The sequence below is a fragment of the Providencia sp. LY12 genome (assembly GCF_057621555.1).
This window is the reverse complement of record NZ_CM172594.1, coordinates 2095099-2112059: the sequence shown is the minus strand read 5'-3', so window position 1 is coordinate 2112059 and position 16961 is coordinate 2095099. Positions and strand designations below refer to the sequence as shown.

Sequence of the window (16961 nt, the reverse complement as noted above, 5' to 3'; positions counted from 1 at the left end):
GTCCCTCTTTTTATATATTAAATTTATGTATTTAATATATGTCAAATCATGAAATTGCGAATATCCCGTAAATTAGCATGATCTGCTGAATCTATTAGATTGGTAAATTTAGCATTCTTTGCTTTTTTATTTAATAACTCGTTTCTGTCTTATATAGCCCTTACCTGATCAATTATCTTATGCTAAAATTGACTCATATCAATAATTTTAACCTGATTGAGCATTTAATATGATCCCAGAAAAAAGAGTTGTTCGTCGCATCCAGTCTGGTGGTTGTGCTATTCATTGCCAGGATTGCAGTATTAGTCAGCTGTGTATTCCTTTTACTCTGAATGAACACGAACTGGATCAACTCGATAATATTATCGAACGTAAAAAACCTATTCAAAAAGGCCAAGCTTTATTTAAAGCCGGCGATGAATTACGTTCTTTATACGCTATTCGCTCTGGCACAATTAAAAGCTACACCATTACTGAAGAAGGCGATGAGCAAATCACTGGTTTCCACTTAGCGGGCGACCTCGTTGGTTTTGATGCCATTATTCATACACAGCACCCAAGTTTTGCTCAAGCGCTAGAAACTTCAATGGTTTGTGAAATTCCATTTGAAACGCTGGACGATTTATCTGGCAAAATGCCTAACCTGCGCCAGCAAATTATGCGCCTGATGAGCGGTGAAATTAAAGGGGACCAAGAAATGATCCTCTTATTATCTAAGAAAAATGCGGAAGAGCGTTTAGCTGCATTTATTCTTAACCTATCTCATCGTTTTGCTGAGCGTGGTTTCTCACCAAGAGAATTCAGACTCACCATGACTCGTGGCGATATTGGTAATTACCTTGGCTTAACCGTTGAGACAATTAGCCGTCTGTTAGGCCGCTTCCAAAAAAGCGGTATGCTCAGCGTTAAAGGTAAATATATTACCATCGACGATATGGCGAAACTGACTGATATCGCTGGTAAAGTATCCCCTGTTTCTTGCTAGTATTCCTATAAACGGGTCACAAACTTTGTGATCCGTTGTTACTTTTTAATCACATTTCTTGCGTATTTATCCCCAATAACATAGTTTAGAGAGATGGAACTATCCGTTTATTGAGAGGATGTCAGCATGGCTAACTATAAAAATCTTTTAGTAGCAATCGACCCAAATCAGGATGATCAACCGGCATTAAGGCGTGCAGTTTATATCGTGCAGCGTAATGGCGGACGGATAAAAGCCTTCCTGCCTATCTACGACCTATCTTATGATATGACCACCCTGCTTTCTCCTGAAGAACGCAATGCGATGCGCAAAGGGGTGATCAGCCAAAAAGCTGCTTGGATCAAACAGCAAGCCCATTTTTATTTAGAAGCGGGTATTGAGATAGAAATTAAAGTCATTTGGCACAACAAGCCTTATGAAGCCATCATTCAGGAAGTGATCAGCGGTCAACATGACCTTCTACTGAAAATGGCGCATCAAACTGACAACTTAGAGTCCATCATTTTTACCCCGCTAGACTGGCATTTATTAAGAAAATGCCCGTGTCCTGTTTGGATGGTAAAAGATAAAGTTTGGCCAGATCACGGTTCTGTTGTGGTTGCAGTGAATCTTTCTAATGAAGAATCTTACCATGATGACCTAAATATCAAATTGGTTGAGAAAACCCAAGATCTTGCGCGACGGGTTATTAAAGAGCAGGAAATTCATTTAGTTAGCGCTTACCCGATTGCGCCAATGAACATTGCCATTGAGCTGCCTGATTTTGACCCAAGCTTGTATAACAATGCCCTACGCGGTCAGCATCTGATAGCCATGAAAAGCCTGCGGCAGAAATTTGCGATTGATGAGAAATATACCCATGTTCGTGAAGGGCTACCTGAAAAAATCATCCCTGACATGTGTGAAGAACTACACGCGGGTGTCGTGGTGCTCGGTATATTAGGTCGTACTGGGCTTTCAGCTGCCTTCTTAGGGAATACGGCAGAACATGTTATTGATAAGCTAAAATGCGATTTATTAGCGATTAAACCTGACGGTTTTGTCTGCCCTATTAGTGCCGCAGATGATTAGTTAAACTGGCAATAACAATCAAATTTAGACGCTCATAAATAGAAATATTTATGAGCTTTTTTCTATTATCTTCTTAATGACCATTCTTAATTACTCATAATTCGATTAATAATAAAAAGCGAATATTCAGATATAAAAACGCCCTGAATTCAGGGCATTTTATTTTATATTGTCAATGATAAGCAATTACAGCACTTTTAAAATTGCATCCACGCTGGCTTTCGCATCACCAAATAACATTTGAGTATTTTCTTTAAAGAACAGTGGGTTTTGTACCCCCGCATACCCTGTATTCATTGAGCGCTTAAACACAACGACATTATTTGCCTTCCAAACTTCTAATACAGGCATACCCGCAATTGGGCTATTTGGATCCTCTTGTGCCGCTGGGTTCACGGTATCATTCGCGCCGATAACCAGCACCGTATCTGTTTCGGCGAAATCATCATTAATTTCATCCATTTCTAATACGATGTCATAAGGAACTTTCGCTTCCGCTAACAGTACGTTCATGTGTCCTGGTAAGCGCCCTGCAACTGGGTGAATACCAAAACGAACATTGATACCGCGTTCACGCAGTTTTGCCGTAATATCATGCACCGGATACTGCGCCTGAGCTACCGCCAGACCATAGCCCGGAGTAATAATCACTGAAGTTGAATTTTTCAACATTTCAGCGACTTCTTCCGCTGTCGTTTCGCGGTATTCGCCCATCTCTTCTTCAGAACCTGTTGATGAACCATCAGTACCAAACCCGCCAGCAATAACACTGATAAACGAACGGTTCATTGCTTTACACATGATATAAGAAAGGATAGCACCCGATGAACCAACTAAGGCCCCTGTCACGATAAGTAAGTCATTACTGAGCATGAAACCTGCCGCTGCCGCTGCCCATCCTGAATATGAGTTCAGCATGGAAACAACCACTGGCATGTCTGCACCACCGATAGAGGCAACTAAATGCCAACCGAAGGCTAATGCAATCGCGGTCATGATCAACATAACAAATACTTGCAAGCCAACGCTGTCAGTTTTAACGAAAATAACCAGCAAAATAAATGAAACGACTAAGGCTGCAAGGTTAAGTTTATGGCGATTTGGTAACATCATCGGCTTCGATGACATTTTTCCCGACAGTTTGCCATAAGCCACAATTGAGCCTGTAAACGTGACCGCACCGATGAAAATGCCCAAGAAAACTTCCGTTAAATGAATATTTTCCATCACGCTGCTGGCGTGACCTTCACTTGCAATAAAGCTGTTGAAGCCCACGAGTACCGCCGCCAAACCCACAAAACTGTGCAAAATAGCAACCAGCTCAGGCATTTCGGTCATTTCAACTTTTTTGGCTAAACGAATACCAATCACGGCACCGATCACCATTGCCACAATCATCCAACCCACATTGGCGCTATGAGGTCCTAAGATGGTTGCAATCAGGGCAATCCCCATACCGATAATGCCGTATGTGTTCCCGCGTTGAGAACTTTCATGGCGAGATAGCCCCGCGAGGCTGAAAATAAATAGGATAGCAGCAACGATGTAGGCTGCTGTCACAACTCCACTTGACAACATAAGTTACCCCTTATCCCTTACGAAACATTTTTAACATACGTTGAGTTACTGTGAACCCACCGAAAATATTGATGCTTGCGATCAAGATCGCAATAAAGGATAAGAAACTTACCCAGCCACCGCTGCCAATTTGCAGCAATGCACCAACAACAATAATCCCTGAGATGGCGTTAGTGACCGACATCAACGGGGTATGCAGCGCATGGGTGACGTTCCACACCACGTAGTATCCCACCACACAAGCCAGCGCAAAGACGGTAAAGTGCGATAAAAACTCGGCTGGAGCTGAGTTGGCGAACCAACCAAACAAGATGATAGCCAGTGCCATCAGCGCCATTTTGGTTACCGGTGACATCTTTTTCTCTGGCGCTTTCATCTTTTCAACGGCTTTCGGCTTCGCTTGTGGCTGAGCTGAAACTTGAATTGGCGGTGCTGGCCAGGTGATTTCGCCTTGCTTGATAACCGTAACGCCGCGAATGACTAAATCATCAAAATCAATCGTGATTTCGCCATCTTTTTCTTTGCATAACAGCTTCATCAAGTTAACAAGGTTAGTACCATATAGCTGAGACGATTGCGTTGGTAAACGGCTTGGTAAATCGGTGTAACCGATGATTTTGACACCATTATCGGTGACAACTAATTTATCTGCTTGGGTCAGCTCGCAGTTACCACCCGTTTGTGCAGCAAGATCAACCACCACACTGCCCGGCTTCATTGATTCAACCATCTCTTTGGTGATCAATTTTGGCGCAGGTCTACCCGGAATAAGTGCTGTTGTTACAATGATATCCACGTCTTTTGCTTGAGCAGCAAATAGCGCCATTTCTGCCTTAATAAAGGCTTCAGACATCACTTTCGCGTAACCATCTCCACTCCCCGCATCCTCTTTAAAATCTAATTCGAGGAACTCGGCACCCATACTTTGAACTTGCTCTTTCACTTCAGGGCGAGTATCAAATGCGCGAACAATCGCGCCTAAGCTGCCTGCCGCACCAATCGCAGCAAGACCCGCCACACCCGCACCGATGATCATCACTTTTGCTGGTGGCACTTTACCAGCAGCAGTAATTTGTCCGGTGAAGAAGCGTCCAAATTCATGAGCGGCTTCCACAATCGCGCGGTAACCGGCAATATTTGCCATTGAACTCAATGCATCGAGTGATTGTGCCCGAGAAATACGCGGCACTGCATCCATTGCCATTACGTTGATATTACGAGCTTTTAATGCCTCCATTAATTCAGGGTTTTGCGCCGGCCAAATAAAGCTGACTAAAGTCGCCCCTTCTTTCAATAAAGGAATTTCGTCCGACAATGGTGCATTCACTTTAAACACAATATCCGCAGAAAACGCGCTCTCACGAGAGACAATTTCTGCACCAGCTTGCTCATAAGCTGCATCATCAAAACTTGCTAAATGTCCCGCATTTTGCTCAACACACACCGAAAAACCCAATTTTAACAATTGGGTGACTGTTGATGGTGTAGCGGCAACACGCGCTTCATTGGCAAGTCGTTCTCTTGGTATACCAATTCGCATAATATTCCCTTTTTAAAGCTCGAAGTAATCTATGTTGTAGGTTATTCGCCAAAAAAATGACTGCCTTATCAAAAGGAAAAGTCCTATTTTGTCGTTGAACAGCTGTAAAATGTCCTAATAACCTACTGAAATTAGCCTTATTGATCCATAATTGATCACGATTCTAAGACAGTAAATGGAATTCACCGTGGAAATCTTAGTTTTAGGTCAATAAAATACTGGATACTTTAAAAAAACTGGTAAATTTGACTAGTCAATCATTATTTGTGTCTTATAAAAATAAAATAGTGCGACAACATGGGCAGTTACGTGTAATAATCACCGCCATGTGTTACTACTATTATTCAGCATGTTTATAATAAATTGCGCAAGGCGGAAGGATTTTGTATGAAGCTGAAAACTACGGTCATCGCAGCCGCGGTGCTATCATTAACTAGTATAACCGCTACACAGGCGGCTGTTGAATTAACGCCAAAACAGGCTACTGAATTACAACCTTATGAGCGTATAACCGTCACTGGGCGTTTTAATGCTATCTATGAAGCATCCGATGCAGTTTCCCGTAGGGCTGATAAGATGGGGGCTTATGCCTTTTACATTCAAAGCCTTGATGATGTAGGTGACAGTGGCAACATGCGTGTTGTTGCTGATGTGTACGCAAAAGATGCATCAAAACGTGAAGAATCTGCTCGCCGAGTTTTCGGTGGTGTTGAAGAAATGTCTAAAGCGGACGCAAAAGTGTATCAACCTTTTGATGCCGTCACTGTAAGTGGTTTCTACCCATCTGAACCTGACTTATACGAAGCAATCGCGAAAAAAGCCAAAGAAAAAGATGCAGCCTCATTTTATGTGGTTCGTAACGTAGCCATGAATGACGGCGGTAACACTTTAGCAACCGCATATATCTATAAGAAAGATGCACCTAAGCGCCAAATTCAAAAAGAAGAAGCAGTTGTTCCTGCTGATTCAGAAGCGGGTCGTGCGTTGTTAGCGCAGGGTGGTGAAGCCGCTGATAAAGTTCTGATCCCAGGTGTTGCAAGCTCAGAAGAACCAACCGAAGCGGTTGGCCGTTTCTTCGAAACTTCCTCAAGCCAGCCGGGTCGTACTAGCGTGACATTACCAAGTGGTTATGTCATTGAAGAAGTGAACAAAACAGCAGCAGCCATGATGGTTCCATTTGATTCCATTACCTTCTCTGGTTATTACACCAATACCCCAGAAGTTCGTTATCAAATCGCCAAACGTGCAGAAGCTAAAGGTGCAAAATACTACCATATCACTCGTGAATGGCAGTCGAATGGTGGCAGCGTCACCATCAGTGCAGACCTGTTCAAATAGTCGATAGCTCTACTTTATTATGAAAGCCAGCTTAAATATTAAGCTGGCTTTTTTTGTTTGCATTGCCCTACTTCCTGATACCTATTCCTGAACAGCTCAAATTAGCACTTTATAAAATGTGAGCCTATTTACCATAAATAGCGAAAGTGAATAAAACATCTTGTTCTGTGCATATTTTCCCATTGCATCTGGCGCATTTCATTCGTAGAATCCACACTCTAATTTAGCAGGTGATCCAACTGGATTTAAAAGCTGTGACAGTGAATCCATTTATAGCATTGCTATCTTAACGTGATTTTAACTTTTGATTGCACAACAACCAGGATATACATTGAAAAATACATTAAGCCTTACTGCACTCACCGCGCTAGTTCTTAGCTCAATGGTTGGTGCTGGTGTATTTAGCCTTCCTCAGAATATGGCTGAAGTGGCAAGCCCATTAGCGTTAATTATCGGCTGGTCCATCACGGGCGTAGGGATCTTATTTCTTGCATTCTCTCTTTTACTCCTTTCCAGAATTCGTCCTGACCTGGATGGCGGAATATTTACTTATGCAAAAGTAGGATTTGGTGAGTTTATTGGCTTTTGTTCTGCATGGGGCTATTGGTTGTGTGCTGTTGTCGCCAACGTTTCCTATTTAGTGATTGTCTTTGCCGCGATCAGCTTCTTCACCGATACACCGGATAACATTGTGTTTGGCGATGGTAATACTTGGCAAGCTCTAATCGGTGAATCTATCTTACTGTGGGTTGTGCATTACTTAGTTCTTCGCGGTGTGCAAACTGCGGCGGGGATCAACAAACTCGCCACGATGGCGAAATTAGTCCCTCTTGGGTTATTTATCGTACTCGCATTCTTTGCCTTCAAGCTCGATATTTTTGATGCCGATTTTAGCGGTATTGACCTTGGCATTCCCGTTTGGGAACAAGTAAAAGACACCATGCTGATCACTCTGTGGGTCTTTATTGGTATTGAAGGGGCGGTCGTCGTCTCCGCTCGGGCGAAAAACCGCCGAGATGTCGGTCTAGCTACCATTTTTGCGGTAAGCTCCGCATTAATTATCTATATTCTTGTCACCCTACTATCTCTTGGGATCATGCCTCGTGCCGATCTGGCTGAGATTAAAAACCCGTCGATGGCGACTTTAATGGTCTCTTTAATTGGCTCTAGCGGTGACATCATTATTGCCGCAGGTTTGATTATCTCTGTTTGTGGCGCGTATTTGAGCTGGACAATTATGGCCGCTGAAGTTCCATATATTGCCGCACAATACCAATCATTCCCTAAAATTTTCAATAAATTAAATAAAAATGATGCACCATCTTCCTCGTTATGGTTCACCAACGGTGCAGTTCAACTATCATTAGTGCTAATTTGGTTAAGTGGCAGTAACTACAATACTCTGCTGACTATCGCTTCAGAGATGATTTTGGTTCCTTACTTTTTAGTCGGTGCCTTCTTAGTCAAAGTTGCTTATCAACGCCATAGCAAAGCCCTGCTCGCGGTTGGTTTTGTTGCTGCTGTCTATGGATTATGGCTGTTGTACGCGTCAGGATTGATTAACTTGATGCTCTCCGTGGTACTTTATGCGCCGGGGATCATTCTTTTTCTGTATGCTCGTTCACAGCAAACAGCAAAAGCCCCACTGAAGTTAATAGAGAAAATTTTAGCATTTGGGATTGCGATAGCCTCAGTACCAGCTTTATATTCCCTGTTAGCGTAATCCACTCTTTATTAATGAGCTAAATTTAACCCATTAAATTTAGCTCATTTTTTATTATCTTCATTTCCCCCTGACCAACCTCCTCGTTTTTTACAATTCTCATCCTTTTTTGTGATGTAGTTTTTGAATGACTATTCACCAATAAGGAAACTCAAATGAATCTAATCCCAACAAATCAGCGTACAGTCACATTTGCGGAACGCCCTTCTCTTATTCATTCGTTGTCAGAAGTACCGCATTTGGTGGCTCAAAGCATAATAGCCGTAACCCAATCATTCCCTACTCAACCATCAAGCCTCTTTCAGCAAAAGTTACCTAAAATTAAAGCGCAGGAGCGTGTCGAAGGCTTTCAGTTTAAATTAGCGACTCAGCAACAAATAGAACGAACTATTGAACGATAAATCCAAAACAGCGCTAGCTAGATAAATATATTGCAAACAACTCAATTGTTAATGTAGAGGTGGTACCAATCCATTGGTATGTTGTAACTAAATTGGGGTTGGATAGTAAAGCTTATCCGTAATTAATAATCTAATAATAAAAAATGCGCGAGCGGCACAGTGACCCAATCGCGCATTTTTATCTTATTATCCAATAAATTATCGTCAGCCTAACGCTATCATTGCCCCCTAACTACAGTTGCTGCGTTAAACTTTCCATGGTTTGAATGATCCGTTTATCCGATATCGGATATGGAGTTCCTAATTGTTGGGCGAACAAGCTCACGCGTAACTCTTCAATCATCCAGCGAACTTCCTGTACTTCCGGTAACTGCTTTTGTAGTGGCGTAAGTTTACTCATCCACTGCTGCCACATAGTTTGTACGTGTTCAACTTTGCTCATCTGAGCACGGTCACGATTTGGATCGATGGCTAACTTTTCTAACCGACGTTCAATGCCGTTTAAGTAACGCAAAATATCCGGTAATCGCTTCCAGCCCTGCTCTGTCACAAACCCTTTAAATACCAATCCTGACATTTGAGCTTTGAGATCAGACAATGCGAGCGCCATCGAAAAATCGACGCGACCTTTCAGCCGTTTATTGATAGCAAATACAGCCGTTAAGATTTGCTCAACTTGCTTGGCGATATTCACAACCACATCGTTCAATTCCGCTCTCGCGTACTCTTTTAATGATTCGAACTGCTCTTCAGTCCATACGGCACCGCCATAAGTTGCAATCAGCTGATCAATACCGCACGCGATACAGTCATCAATTAACTCAAGCACTTTGCCGTAAGGGTTAAAATAGAGCCCTAATTTGGATTTATTCGGTAGCTTTTCATGCAAATATTTGATTGGCGAAGGAATATTTAACAGTAATAATCGACGAACGCCGCCCCACATTGCTTGCTGTTGCTCGAATTCAGTTTCAAAAACACGGATCCCCACACTGTTCTTTTCGTCCACTAACGCAGGATAGGCTTTAACTGAATATCCCCCGCGTTTTTGTTCATAACGTTGTGGCAACTCACCGAAACTCCAAATATGCAAGCCACTTTGTTCAATACCATCATCCACAACCTCGGACAGTGTTTCTTGCACTTTTTCCTTAAGACTGTCTTTTAACGCATCCAGATCTTGCCCTTCCGCGACAGTTTTATTTTTGTCATTCACCACTCGGTAAGTCATTTTTAAATGCACTGGAAGTTGATCTAATTGCCAAGCCTCACGCTCAACCGTTACCCCCGTCATTCGACGCAGTTCGCGCTCTAGCTTATCTAACACGCTACCTTCCGGGGTCGGAACTCGCTCCAAAAATGCAGAAGCATAATTTGGCGCGGGTACAAAATTACGGCGAATAGGCTTAGGCAATGATTTGATTAACGCAACGATTAATTCATGGCGCAGACCCGGAACTTGCCAGTCAAAGCCCACATTTTGCACCTGATTCAAAATAGCTAATGGGATATGAACAGTGACGCCATCGGCGTCAGTACCTGGCTCAAACTGGTAGCTTAAACGGAATTTAAGATCGCCTTGATACCAATAATTTGGGTAATCAAGCGCCGACACATTCCCAGCATCTTCTTTGATCAGCATATTTTTTTCAAAGCTGAGCAAATCCGGTTGCTGTTTTGATGCAGTTTTCCACCATTTATCAAAATGGCGAGAGGAAATCACATCATTCGGGATACGCTGGTCATAAAACGCAAATAGCGTTTCGTCATCCACTAAAATATCTCGGCGGCGTGATTTATGTTCCAAATCTTCCACTTCTGATAACAGTTTTAGGTTAGCTCTGAAGAAAGCGTGACGAGTATTCCAGTCACCTTCCACCAGTGCGTGACGAATAAAGAGTTCGCGGCATAATAATGGATCAATCGAACCATAATTCACTTGGCGTGAAGCCACAATCGGCAATCCGTATAAAGTCACTTTTTCCGATGCTGTGACAGCACCTTCTGATTTTGACCAGTGGGGTTCGCTATAATGGTGTTTTACTAAATGCTCAGCGAGTGGTTCAATCCATTCGGGATCAATCGAAGCCGCAATCCGTCCCCACAGCTTTGAGGTTTCAACCAGTTCAGCAACCATCGTCCACTTCGGTGGTTTTTTGAATAAACCTGAACCAGGGAAGATAGTAAATCTCGCATTTCTCGCCCCCGTAAACTCATGTTTTTCAGCGTCTTTCTGGCCGATATGCGAGAGCAATCCTGCCAATAGCGAGACATGAATACTGCGAAAATCTGCTGGGGCGCTATTGATAGCAAACCCTTGTTCTTTCACGACTTGGCGCAACTGCGTGTAGAGATCTTGCCACTCGCGAATTCGCAAATAGTTAAGAAAATCCTGACGGCACATTTTTCTAAATTGTGCGTTAGATAATTCCTCTTGCTGCTGTTTTAAATAATCCCACAGATTTAAAAATGCCAGAAAATCCGATTGTTTATCATGGAAACGTCGATGTTTTTCATCAGAAGCTTGCTGTTTATCCAGCGGTCTTTCGCGGGGATCTTGAATCGATAATGCCGAAACGATCACCATAGTTTCGCGTACCGCACCATACTTTCTGGCTTCTATCACCATTCGCGCTAAACGCGGGTCAACGGGGAGTTGTGCTAACTGACGCCCGATATCGGTTAATCGATAACCTTTGTCTGCATCTTTGTGAGGTTGGATCCCACCTAACTCTTCCAGTAATTTGACACCATCTTGAATATTACGTTTATCCGGCGCTTCAACGAATGGGAATGCCGCAATATCCCCCAGCCCGATTGAAGTCATTTGTAAAATAACTGAGGCCAGGTTGGTTCTCAAAATTTCAGGATCGGTAAATTCCGGTCGAGATAGAAAATCTTCTTCAGAATACAAGCGGATACAGATACCGTCCGAAACACGACCACAGCGCCCTTTACGCTGATTAGCAGAGGCTTGCGAAATCGCTTCAACAGGCAGACGTTGTACCTTGGTGCGATAACTATAACGGCTGATACGTGCATAACCCGTATCAATCACATACTTGATCCCCGGAACCGTCAACGAGGTTTCAGCTACGTTAGTGGCAAGAATAATTCGACGGCCGCCATGAGGATGGAAAATTCGGTTTTGCTCACTGTTAGATAACCGTGCAAATAGCGGTAAGACTTCCGTATGGCGCAACTGTAGCTTGGATAAGGCGTCGGCGGTATCACGAATTTCTCGCTCACCACTCATGAAAATCAGAATATCGCCGGCACTTTCACGTCCTAACTCATTAACGGCATCGATGATACCGTCAATTTGGTCGCGTTCGCTGTCATTATCGTCCCCCATAATTGGGCGATAACGCACTTCAACTGGGTATGTCCGCCCTGAGACTTCAACAATTGGCGCATGACCAAAGTGTCGAGAGAATCGTTCTGGATCTATCGTCGCTGACGTAATAATGACTTTTAAATCAGGGCGCTTAGGCAATAATTGACGTAAATAACCTAAAATAAAATCAATATTTAAACTGCGCTCATGGGCTTCATCGATAATAATTGTGTCGTATTGCAGCAGTAACTTATCATTCTGCAATTCCGCCAGTAAAATACCGTCCGTCATTAATTTAACTTGGGTGGTATCACTCACTTGGTCACTGAAGCGAACTTTATAACCGACGTTTGCGCCTAGCTCACACTCTAATTCTTGTGCAAGGCGCGAAGCCACTGAGCGAGCCGCTAATCTTCTTGGCTGAGTATGACCAATAAAGCCCTTCACGCCACGACCCAGCTCTAAGCAAATTTTAGGGATCTGCGTGGTTTTACCTGACCCTGTTTCACCGGCAATGATCACCACTTGATGCTGATTAATCGCATCAAAAATAGCTTGTTTTCTTTGGCTAACTGGTAGGTTTTCAGGGTAAACAATTTTTGGCATATTCAGACGTTTTTTCTCAACCTTCTGTTTTGCCTTTTCAATATCCCCTTTGATGACTTCGATAACTGCCATACGAGATTTTTGATCTTGTATTTTTGCGATGCCGTGAAGGCGTTTCTTCAGTTGCCATTGATCGCGCAGTGATGTTTGTTCAATTTCAGCATGTAATGCTGATAGAATGGGATCCATTCTTAAATCCTTATTTTTCAATTCATTATAACGCCACTCATCAACCTATAATCATGTGGTGGCTAAAGATAATATTTAGGTTTGTTTTATGATTTTAGTTATCTCATACAAATACCATCAGTTTTTTTGAAGTATGACTTCTAAATTTCTTCCTATTAATCTGCCACATACCGAGTATCATCATTATCTGATGAGATAGACACATGAGTTTCGAGGAAAATAATGAGTAAAGTACTACTATTGAAATCAAGCATTTTGGCAGATTATTCACACAGCAATAAAATGGCTGATTATTTTGTACAACAGTGGCAAGAAAAAAATCCCGATGATGAATTTATAGTTCGAGATTTAGTTAACCAGCCGATCCCTGCGATTGATGGCGAAATTTTAGCAGCTTTTGCACCTACTGACACTAAAACTGAGCAGCAACAAGCACATTTAAACCTATCAAATCAACTCATTGATGAGATTAAACAAAGCGATGTTTTAGTGATCACCGCACCGATGTACAATTTTTCAGTGCCTTCTCAGCTGAAACATTACTTTGATTTTATCGCTCGATCTGGTCATACCTTTAAATATACCGAACAAGGTGCTGTGGGGCTATTAACCAATAAGCGTGCATATGTTCTGACTAGCCGAGGCGGGATTTATAAAGATACACCAACGGATATCATGGTGCCTTACATCACCCTATTTTTGAATTTCATTGGCATTAAAAACATTGAGTTTGTTTTCGCGGAAGGCACCTCGTTAGGCGCTGAATCAGCAGAGAAAGCGCAATCACATGCGAAAAACCATATTGATTCACTGATTGCTTAACAGTATACCTTGTTAAATAACGCTTTATTGCTGGTTATTAATTTAGCATCGAAAATAATGCGCACTTATTTCATCTAAAATTAAAAATAGTGCGCATTTTTATTTTTTCAGCATCCATTGCCCATTAATACCGCGTACATATTCTCCCGCGGGTGCACGTTCAACCAATTTTTGCCCTGCCATTCTTGCGACATCGTTGGTTTTAAGCCCATTTTTATCTGCAATTTCTGTATATCGGTTTTTTCTTTCAGTATTGATATGTTCAACCAATTGCTTTGCATCTGCACTACTTTGGTCAATTACCGCCAAATATCCTGATAAGGTTTCCCCTACCAGACCGTGAGTTTTACCTTCTTCCACAGTCAGAGCAAATGCAGAAAATATGCTTAATGTGGAACATAACGTGACGACTTTAAACCAGTTAATCATTTTGCAGGTACCTCACCGAATAGATCGCTGTTTTCCTTTAATAACTCTTCGACTTGTCGGTCCGCTTTAATTTGGATTTCATGTTCAATCTTAACATTCATATTGATGTTAATTGGCTTATCTGGCGTAGCGACCTCTACGCGTAAACATGCCGTTAATAGCGACGCCATTGCCATCATCATGATCAGTTTTAATGTTTTCACGTTAGTCCTTTTCCCTTTTATATATTCTTTTCGAGCCATTCTTCTAAGCCAGTACCAAAACGTAAACTGCGCCATAACTGAAAAATATTCTCTTCATGGTGATAGTTTAAGTGAACTTCACGTTTTTTGGCTTCTTTGGTGTTATACCCTTCAAGAATAGTCGACATAGTGAGCAATCCCAAGTTTGTGACATTCACATCGGTACGACTGCGTTGAATTTCAAGATATTGTAGCCATCCAATCGCCGATCCCGCTGAAATATTATCTTTGGCAATGGACTCCACGAAATTGGTATCTAAGCGTAATGTCAAAGGTCCGCTATTTTCCATCCATCCCCCTTTAATAATCCAATCAGGATTATTCAGGTAAAATGGTAACTCGCCATTTACTCGACCAGAAACCGCAAATTGTGAAACTTTTAGTTTTGTGAATAACTCGCTAAGTTCCACTTGGTGGACACTTATCGTCGCGGGTTTATTTTGTGGCCAGCGAAGTAAATCGAGATTAATTTCACCGCCTAACATTTTAAAACCAACATTACTAAGCTGGATCGGGTGGGTTTCCGTTGGCGGATACGTTCCCGATAAATCCGCTTTGATATCGGTGAATTCGAATAAGTTCGTGACATGTTTTATTCGTAATTCAACGGGCGATTTTTCACCTAATGTCCACGTACTATTATGCAATTTCCATGGTAAGACAAAATCCAAACCATTAAGCTCACCATCCTTCATCCATAAGCTCGTATTTTGCACTCGCCAATGCCCACCCGCAATAAAACCATTTTCTGGAGTCATGGAAAAAGCGGCTTGAGAAAATAGCTTACCTTCTCGTAATTCAATATTTAGGTCTTTCGGAATTAATGTTTGAAATGCTTTCACTGACTGCTCAGGCCAACGTGCTTCACCACGCAGACGTTCACCGTCCCAGCGCCCAAATATGACGATAGGCCCTACTTGCCTAGTACTTAAATCCCCTTTTAACTGAAAACTGGCTGGGGATGTTCCTTTAAGTTGCGCATTCACCGTAATTTTAGGCAAATAGCTATCTGCACCAAATAACATTCGATTACTGGTTAATTGCAACGCCCCATAAAAATCCGCTTTTGCGTGATCTCGCTGCCAAACCAACGGGGATGTCAATTTAAGACGTGGAGCAGACATGGAGAGTAAACCATATTTAATTTGGTCAAACCCCGTATTTAAACTATTGAGCGTTAATTGTGTATCTTGCCAATTACCGTTACCTTTCACATCCCAACGAGCGGCTAACGCAGGTAGCTGAGCATTTCCCCAGTAATTCCAGAACCATTTACCTTTATCAATATTAAACTTATTCGCGCTACCATCGAGGTGAATATCAAAATCCCCCCAGTACTGTTCTTTTACTTTTAAAATCGCTTGTAAGCGCCCCGAAATTCCATCGGCATTTAAACGCGCACCCGCCAAAGGTAAGCGTATTTCCCGTAACAGAATTGTCGGTGAAACCTGCCCATAGGCTCTCATTAATGAGCCGGGCATAAATGCAACGGTGGGTGAAACCAACTGACCTGCAATTTTTGCTGGCAAATTGATATCCAGCACCATGTCATCGTATTTCACTTGACCGTTGAGTCTAAAATCAATATCTGCATCGAGGAGATTGATACGGCTAGGTTCAAGGGTAAGGACTAAGTTAGCTTTTCCTTTTTTTGCATCAGTCAACATGTTCAAACGTCCTGAAACCACAAACTCACTCAAGGATTGATTCCAGTTATCAATTTGAAATGCAATTCCACCATGAAGTGGAATTTGTGCGTCATCCCAGCGCCATTGGCCATCCGTTACGATCACTTGTGATGATGAAACCTGCCATGGAAGATGAAATAATTCTTGCCGCTGGTCAAGATCTGTAACGGTCAGCAAGCCTTGGTCGCGCTGCCAATGCAGTTTTGTATTTAAGCGTTTATTTAACTCAATAAGCTTAAATTGAGCTTCGATATCTCCCGTTTCAGGCAGTTGAGCCGTCGTCAGAGGTAAAGCCAATTGCGCGGTTAATTCAATATGTTGAGGTTCTTCTTGTGGCTTACGTTGATCCAGTGTTTGCAACTCTTCTAACGCTAATGTGCTCTGAGGTAATGTTGCCGAAAATTGCTGCACAATCAGTTGATTTTGTGAATTAACAAAAGAAGAAACCCGTACATTTTCCCCTTGATAATCCAACATAAGTGGAGAGTCAGCGGTACTGCGTAACCATAAACTCCCTTGATATTGTTCCCAAGAATGCAGTGTGATTTTATCAATGACGAGTGAAAATTTAGGGAGTGCATCCAGTATCTCTGTGATATTGATAGGAGAACTTGGTGACTCCTCACTCGTTTTGATGCTATCCAAACATTCCGCATTAACATCAAGCCCATCAATTTTGGCTCTAATCGGGAAAAAAGAGATTCGGGCATCCGTTACTGTGACAAGAGAACAATTATTTGCACTTAATCCCACACTCGAAAATCTAATTTGATGATTAACAAGTTGTGGCTCAGAAAGTGACAGCGTCACTGCTGGCGGTAAAAAATGACTCGCAACAACGGGCGCCCAACGGGTTAATGTTGACCATAATATGATTAGGAGCACAACACTCACTCCTAATAAGAAAAACAGTATTTTTATTGCCCGTTTCATGAATATTCTCTGAGCATCATCTTCATGAAGCAGCGATAAATATCATTGATGAGATGGATGAAAATAAAGCGAAAGGATG

At 42.2% G+C, this 16961-nt stretch carries 12 protein-coding genes; 6 read left to right on the top strand and 6 right to left on the bottom strand.

Features of this window, described 5'->3' with window-relative positions; genetic code table 11:
* Positions 1-229 precede the first annotated feature (229 nt).
* Together fnr and uspE are read left to right on the top strand one after the other, a co-directional pair.
* Positions 230-985, top strand: a complete 756-nt coding sequence (gene fnr / locus ACY3ZI_RS10020) for a fumarate/nitrate reduction transcriptional regulator Fnr (protein WP_006659880.1) — start codon at positions 230-232, stop codon at positions 983-985.
* Positions 986-1111: 126 nt separating this feature from the next.
* A complete protein-coding gene (gene uspE, locus ACY3ZI_RS10015) occupies positions 1112-2056 on the top strand; it encodes a universal stress protein UspE (RefSeq protein WP_036948142.1) in 945 nt (314 codons plus the stop codon).
* A gap of 186 nt (positions 2057-2242) precedes the next feature.
* Here the strand turns inward: uspE and pntB are convergent, their stop codons facing one another.
* The gene (gene pntB / locus ACY3ZI_RS10010; protein WP_487377514.1) at positions 2243-3631 is read right to left on the bottom strand and encodes a Re/Si-specific NAD(P)(+) transhydrogenase subunit beta; all 1389 of its coding nucleotides are present in this window, start codon (positions 3629-3631) and stop codon (positions 2243-2245) included.
* Between the two features lie 13 nt (positions 3632-3644).
* Positions 3645-5174, bottom strand: coding sequence for a Re/Si-specific NAD(P)(+) transhydrogenase subunit alpha (pntA, locus tag ACY3ZI_RS10005; RefSeq protein WP_487377365.1), 1530 nt, complete (start codon positions 5172-5174; stop codon positions 3645-3647).
* Positions 5175-5561: 387 nt separating this feature from the next.
* Here pntA and ydgH point away from each other — a divergent pair, with 387 nt between their 5' ends.
* From ydgH to ACY3ZI_RS09990, 3 genes are all read left to right on the top strand, one after another.
* The gene (gene ydgH / locus ACY3ZI_RS10000) at positions 5562-6512 is read left to right on the top strand and encodes a DUF1471 family protein YdgH (RefSeq protein ID WP_154603864.1); all 951 of its coding nucleotides are present in this window, start codon (positions 5562-5564) and stop codon (positions 6510-6512) included.
* A gap of 331 nt (positions 6513-6843) precedes the next feature.
* Positions 6844-8235, top strand: coding sequence for an amino acid permease (locus tag ACY3ZI_RS09995; RefSeq protein WP_211885511.1), 1392 nt, complete (start codon positions 6844-6846; stop codon positions 8233-8235).
* A gap of 155 nt (positions 8236-8390) precedes the next feature.
* Positions 8391-8636 (top strand): hypothetical protein, encoded by a 246-nt coding sequence (locus tag ACY3ZI_RS09990; RefSeq protein WP_487377362.1) that lies wholly within the window; start codon positions 8391-8393, stop codon positions 8634-8636.
* Between the two features lie 232 nt (positions 8637-8868).
* Here ACY3ZI_RS09990 and hrpA read toward each other — a convergent pair whose 3' ends face one another.
* The gene (gene hrpA, locus ACY3ZI_RS09985; protein ID WP_487377360.1) at positions 8869-12768 is read right to left on the bottom strand and encodes an ATP-dependent RNA helicase HrpA; all 3900 of its coding nucleotides are present in this window, start codon (positions 12766-12768) and stop codon (positions 8869-8871) included.
* A gap of 222 nt (positions 12769-12990) precedes the next feature.
* Here hrpA and ACY3ZI_RS09980 point away from each other — a divergent pair, with 222 nt between their 5' ends.
* Positions 12991-13590 carry an FMN-dependent NADH-azoreductase gene (locus ACY3ZI_RS09980; RefSeq protein WP_036948157.1) on the top strand — a complete coding sequence of 200 codons (600 nt, stop codon included), beginning with the start codon at positions 12991-12993 and terminating at the stop codon, positions 13588-13590.
* Between the two features lie 99 nt (positions 13591-13689).
* On the opposite strand, the gene ACY3ZI_RS09975 is transcribed toward ACY3ZI_RS09980, so the two are convergent.
* Genes ACY3ZI_RS09975 through ACY3ZI_RS09965 form a run of 3 tightly spaced genes read right to left on the bottom strand, consistent with a single transcriptional unit; the run spans position 13690 to position 16882 of the window.
* Positions 13690-14019 carry a YdbL family probable chaperone protein gene (locus ACY3ZI_RS09975; RefSeq protein ID WP_211885507.1) on the bottom strand — a complete coding sequence of 110 codons (330 nt, stop codon included), beginning with the start codon at positions 14017-14019 and terminating at the stop codon, positions 13690-13692.
* The gene (locus tag ACY3ZI_RS09970; RefSeq protein ID WP_036948339.1) at positions 14016-14201 is read right to left on the bottom strand and encodes a YnbE family lipoprotein; all 186 of its coding nucleotides are present in this window, start codon (positions 14199-14201) and stop codon (positions 14016-14018) included. The genes ACY3ZI_RS09975 and ACY3ZI_RS09970 overlap by 4 nt, the downstream gene beginning before the upstream one ends.
* Positions 14202-14239: 38 nt before the next feature.
* Positions 14240-16882, bottom strand: coding sequence for a YdbH family protein (locus ACY3ZI_RS09965; RefSeq protein WP_487377357.1), 2643 nt, complete (start codon positions 16880-16882; stop codon positions 14240-14242).
* Positions 16883-16961: the final 79 nt, after the last annotated feature.

What these genes read in the sequence shown, in the direction of transcription:
- ACY3ZI_RS09980 (WP_036948157.1), top strand. Translation starts at nt 12,991, where the DNA reads ATGAGTAAAGTACTACTATTGAAATCAAGCATTTTGGCAGATTATTCA.
- pntA (WP_487377365.1), bottom strand. Translation starts at nt 5,174, where the DNA reads ATGCGAATTGGTATACCAAGAGAACGACTTGCCAATGAAGCGCGTGTT.
- hrpA (WP_487377360.1), bottom strand. Translation starts at nt 12,768, where the DNA reads ATGGATCCCATTCTATCAGCATTACATGCTGAAATTGAACAAACATCA.
- ACY3ZI_RS09975 (WP_211885507.1), bottom strand. Translation starts at nt 14,019, where the DNA reads ATGATTAACTGGTTTAAAGTCGTCACGTTATGTTCCACATTAAGCATA.
- uspE (WP_036948142.1), top strand. Translation starts at nt 1,112, where the DNA reads ATGGCTAACTATAAAAATCTTTTAGTAGCAATCGACCCAAATCAGGAT.
- ACY3ZI_RS09970 (WP_036948339.1), bottom strand. Translation starts at nt 14,201, where the DNA reads ATGATGATGGCAATGGCGTCGCTATTAACGGCATGTTTACGCGTAGAG.
- fnr (WP_006659880.1), top strand. Translation starts at nt 230, where the DNA reads ATGATCCCAGAAAAAAGAGTTGTTCGTCGCATCCAGTCTGGTGGTTGT.
- ydgH (WP_154603864.1), top strand. Translation starts at nt 5,562, where the DNA reads ATGAAGCTGAAAACTACGGTCATCGCAGCCGCGGTGCTATCATTAACT.
- ACY3ZI_RS09990 (WP_487377362.1), top strand. Translation starts at nt 8,391, where the DNA reads ATGAATCTAATCCCAACAAATCAGCGTACAGTCACATTTGCGGAACGC.
- ACY3ZI_RS09965 (WP_487377357.1), bottom strand. Translation starts at nt 16,882, where the DNA reads ATGAAACGGGCAATAAAAATACTGTTTTTCTTATTAGGAGTGAGTGTT.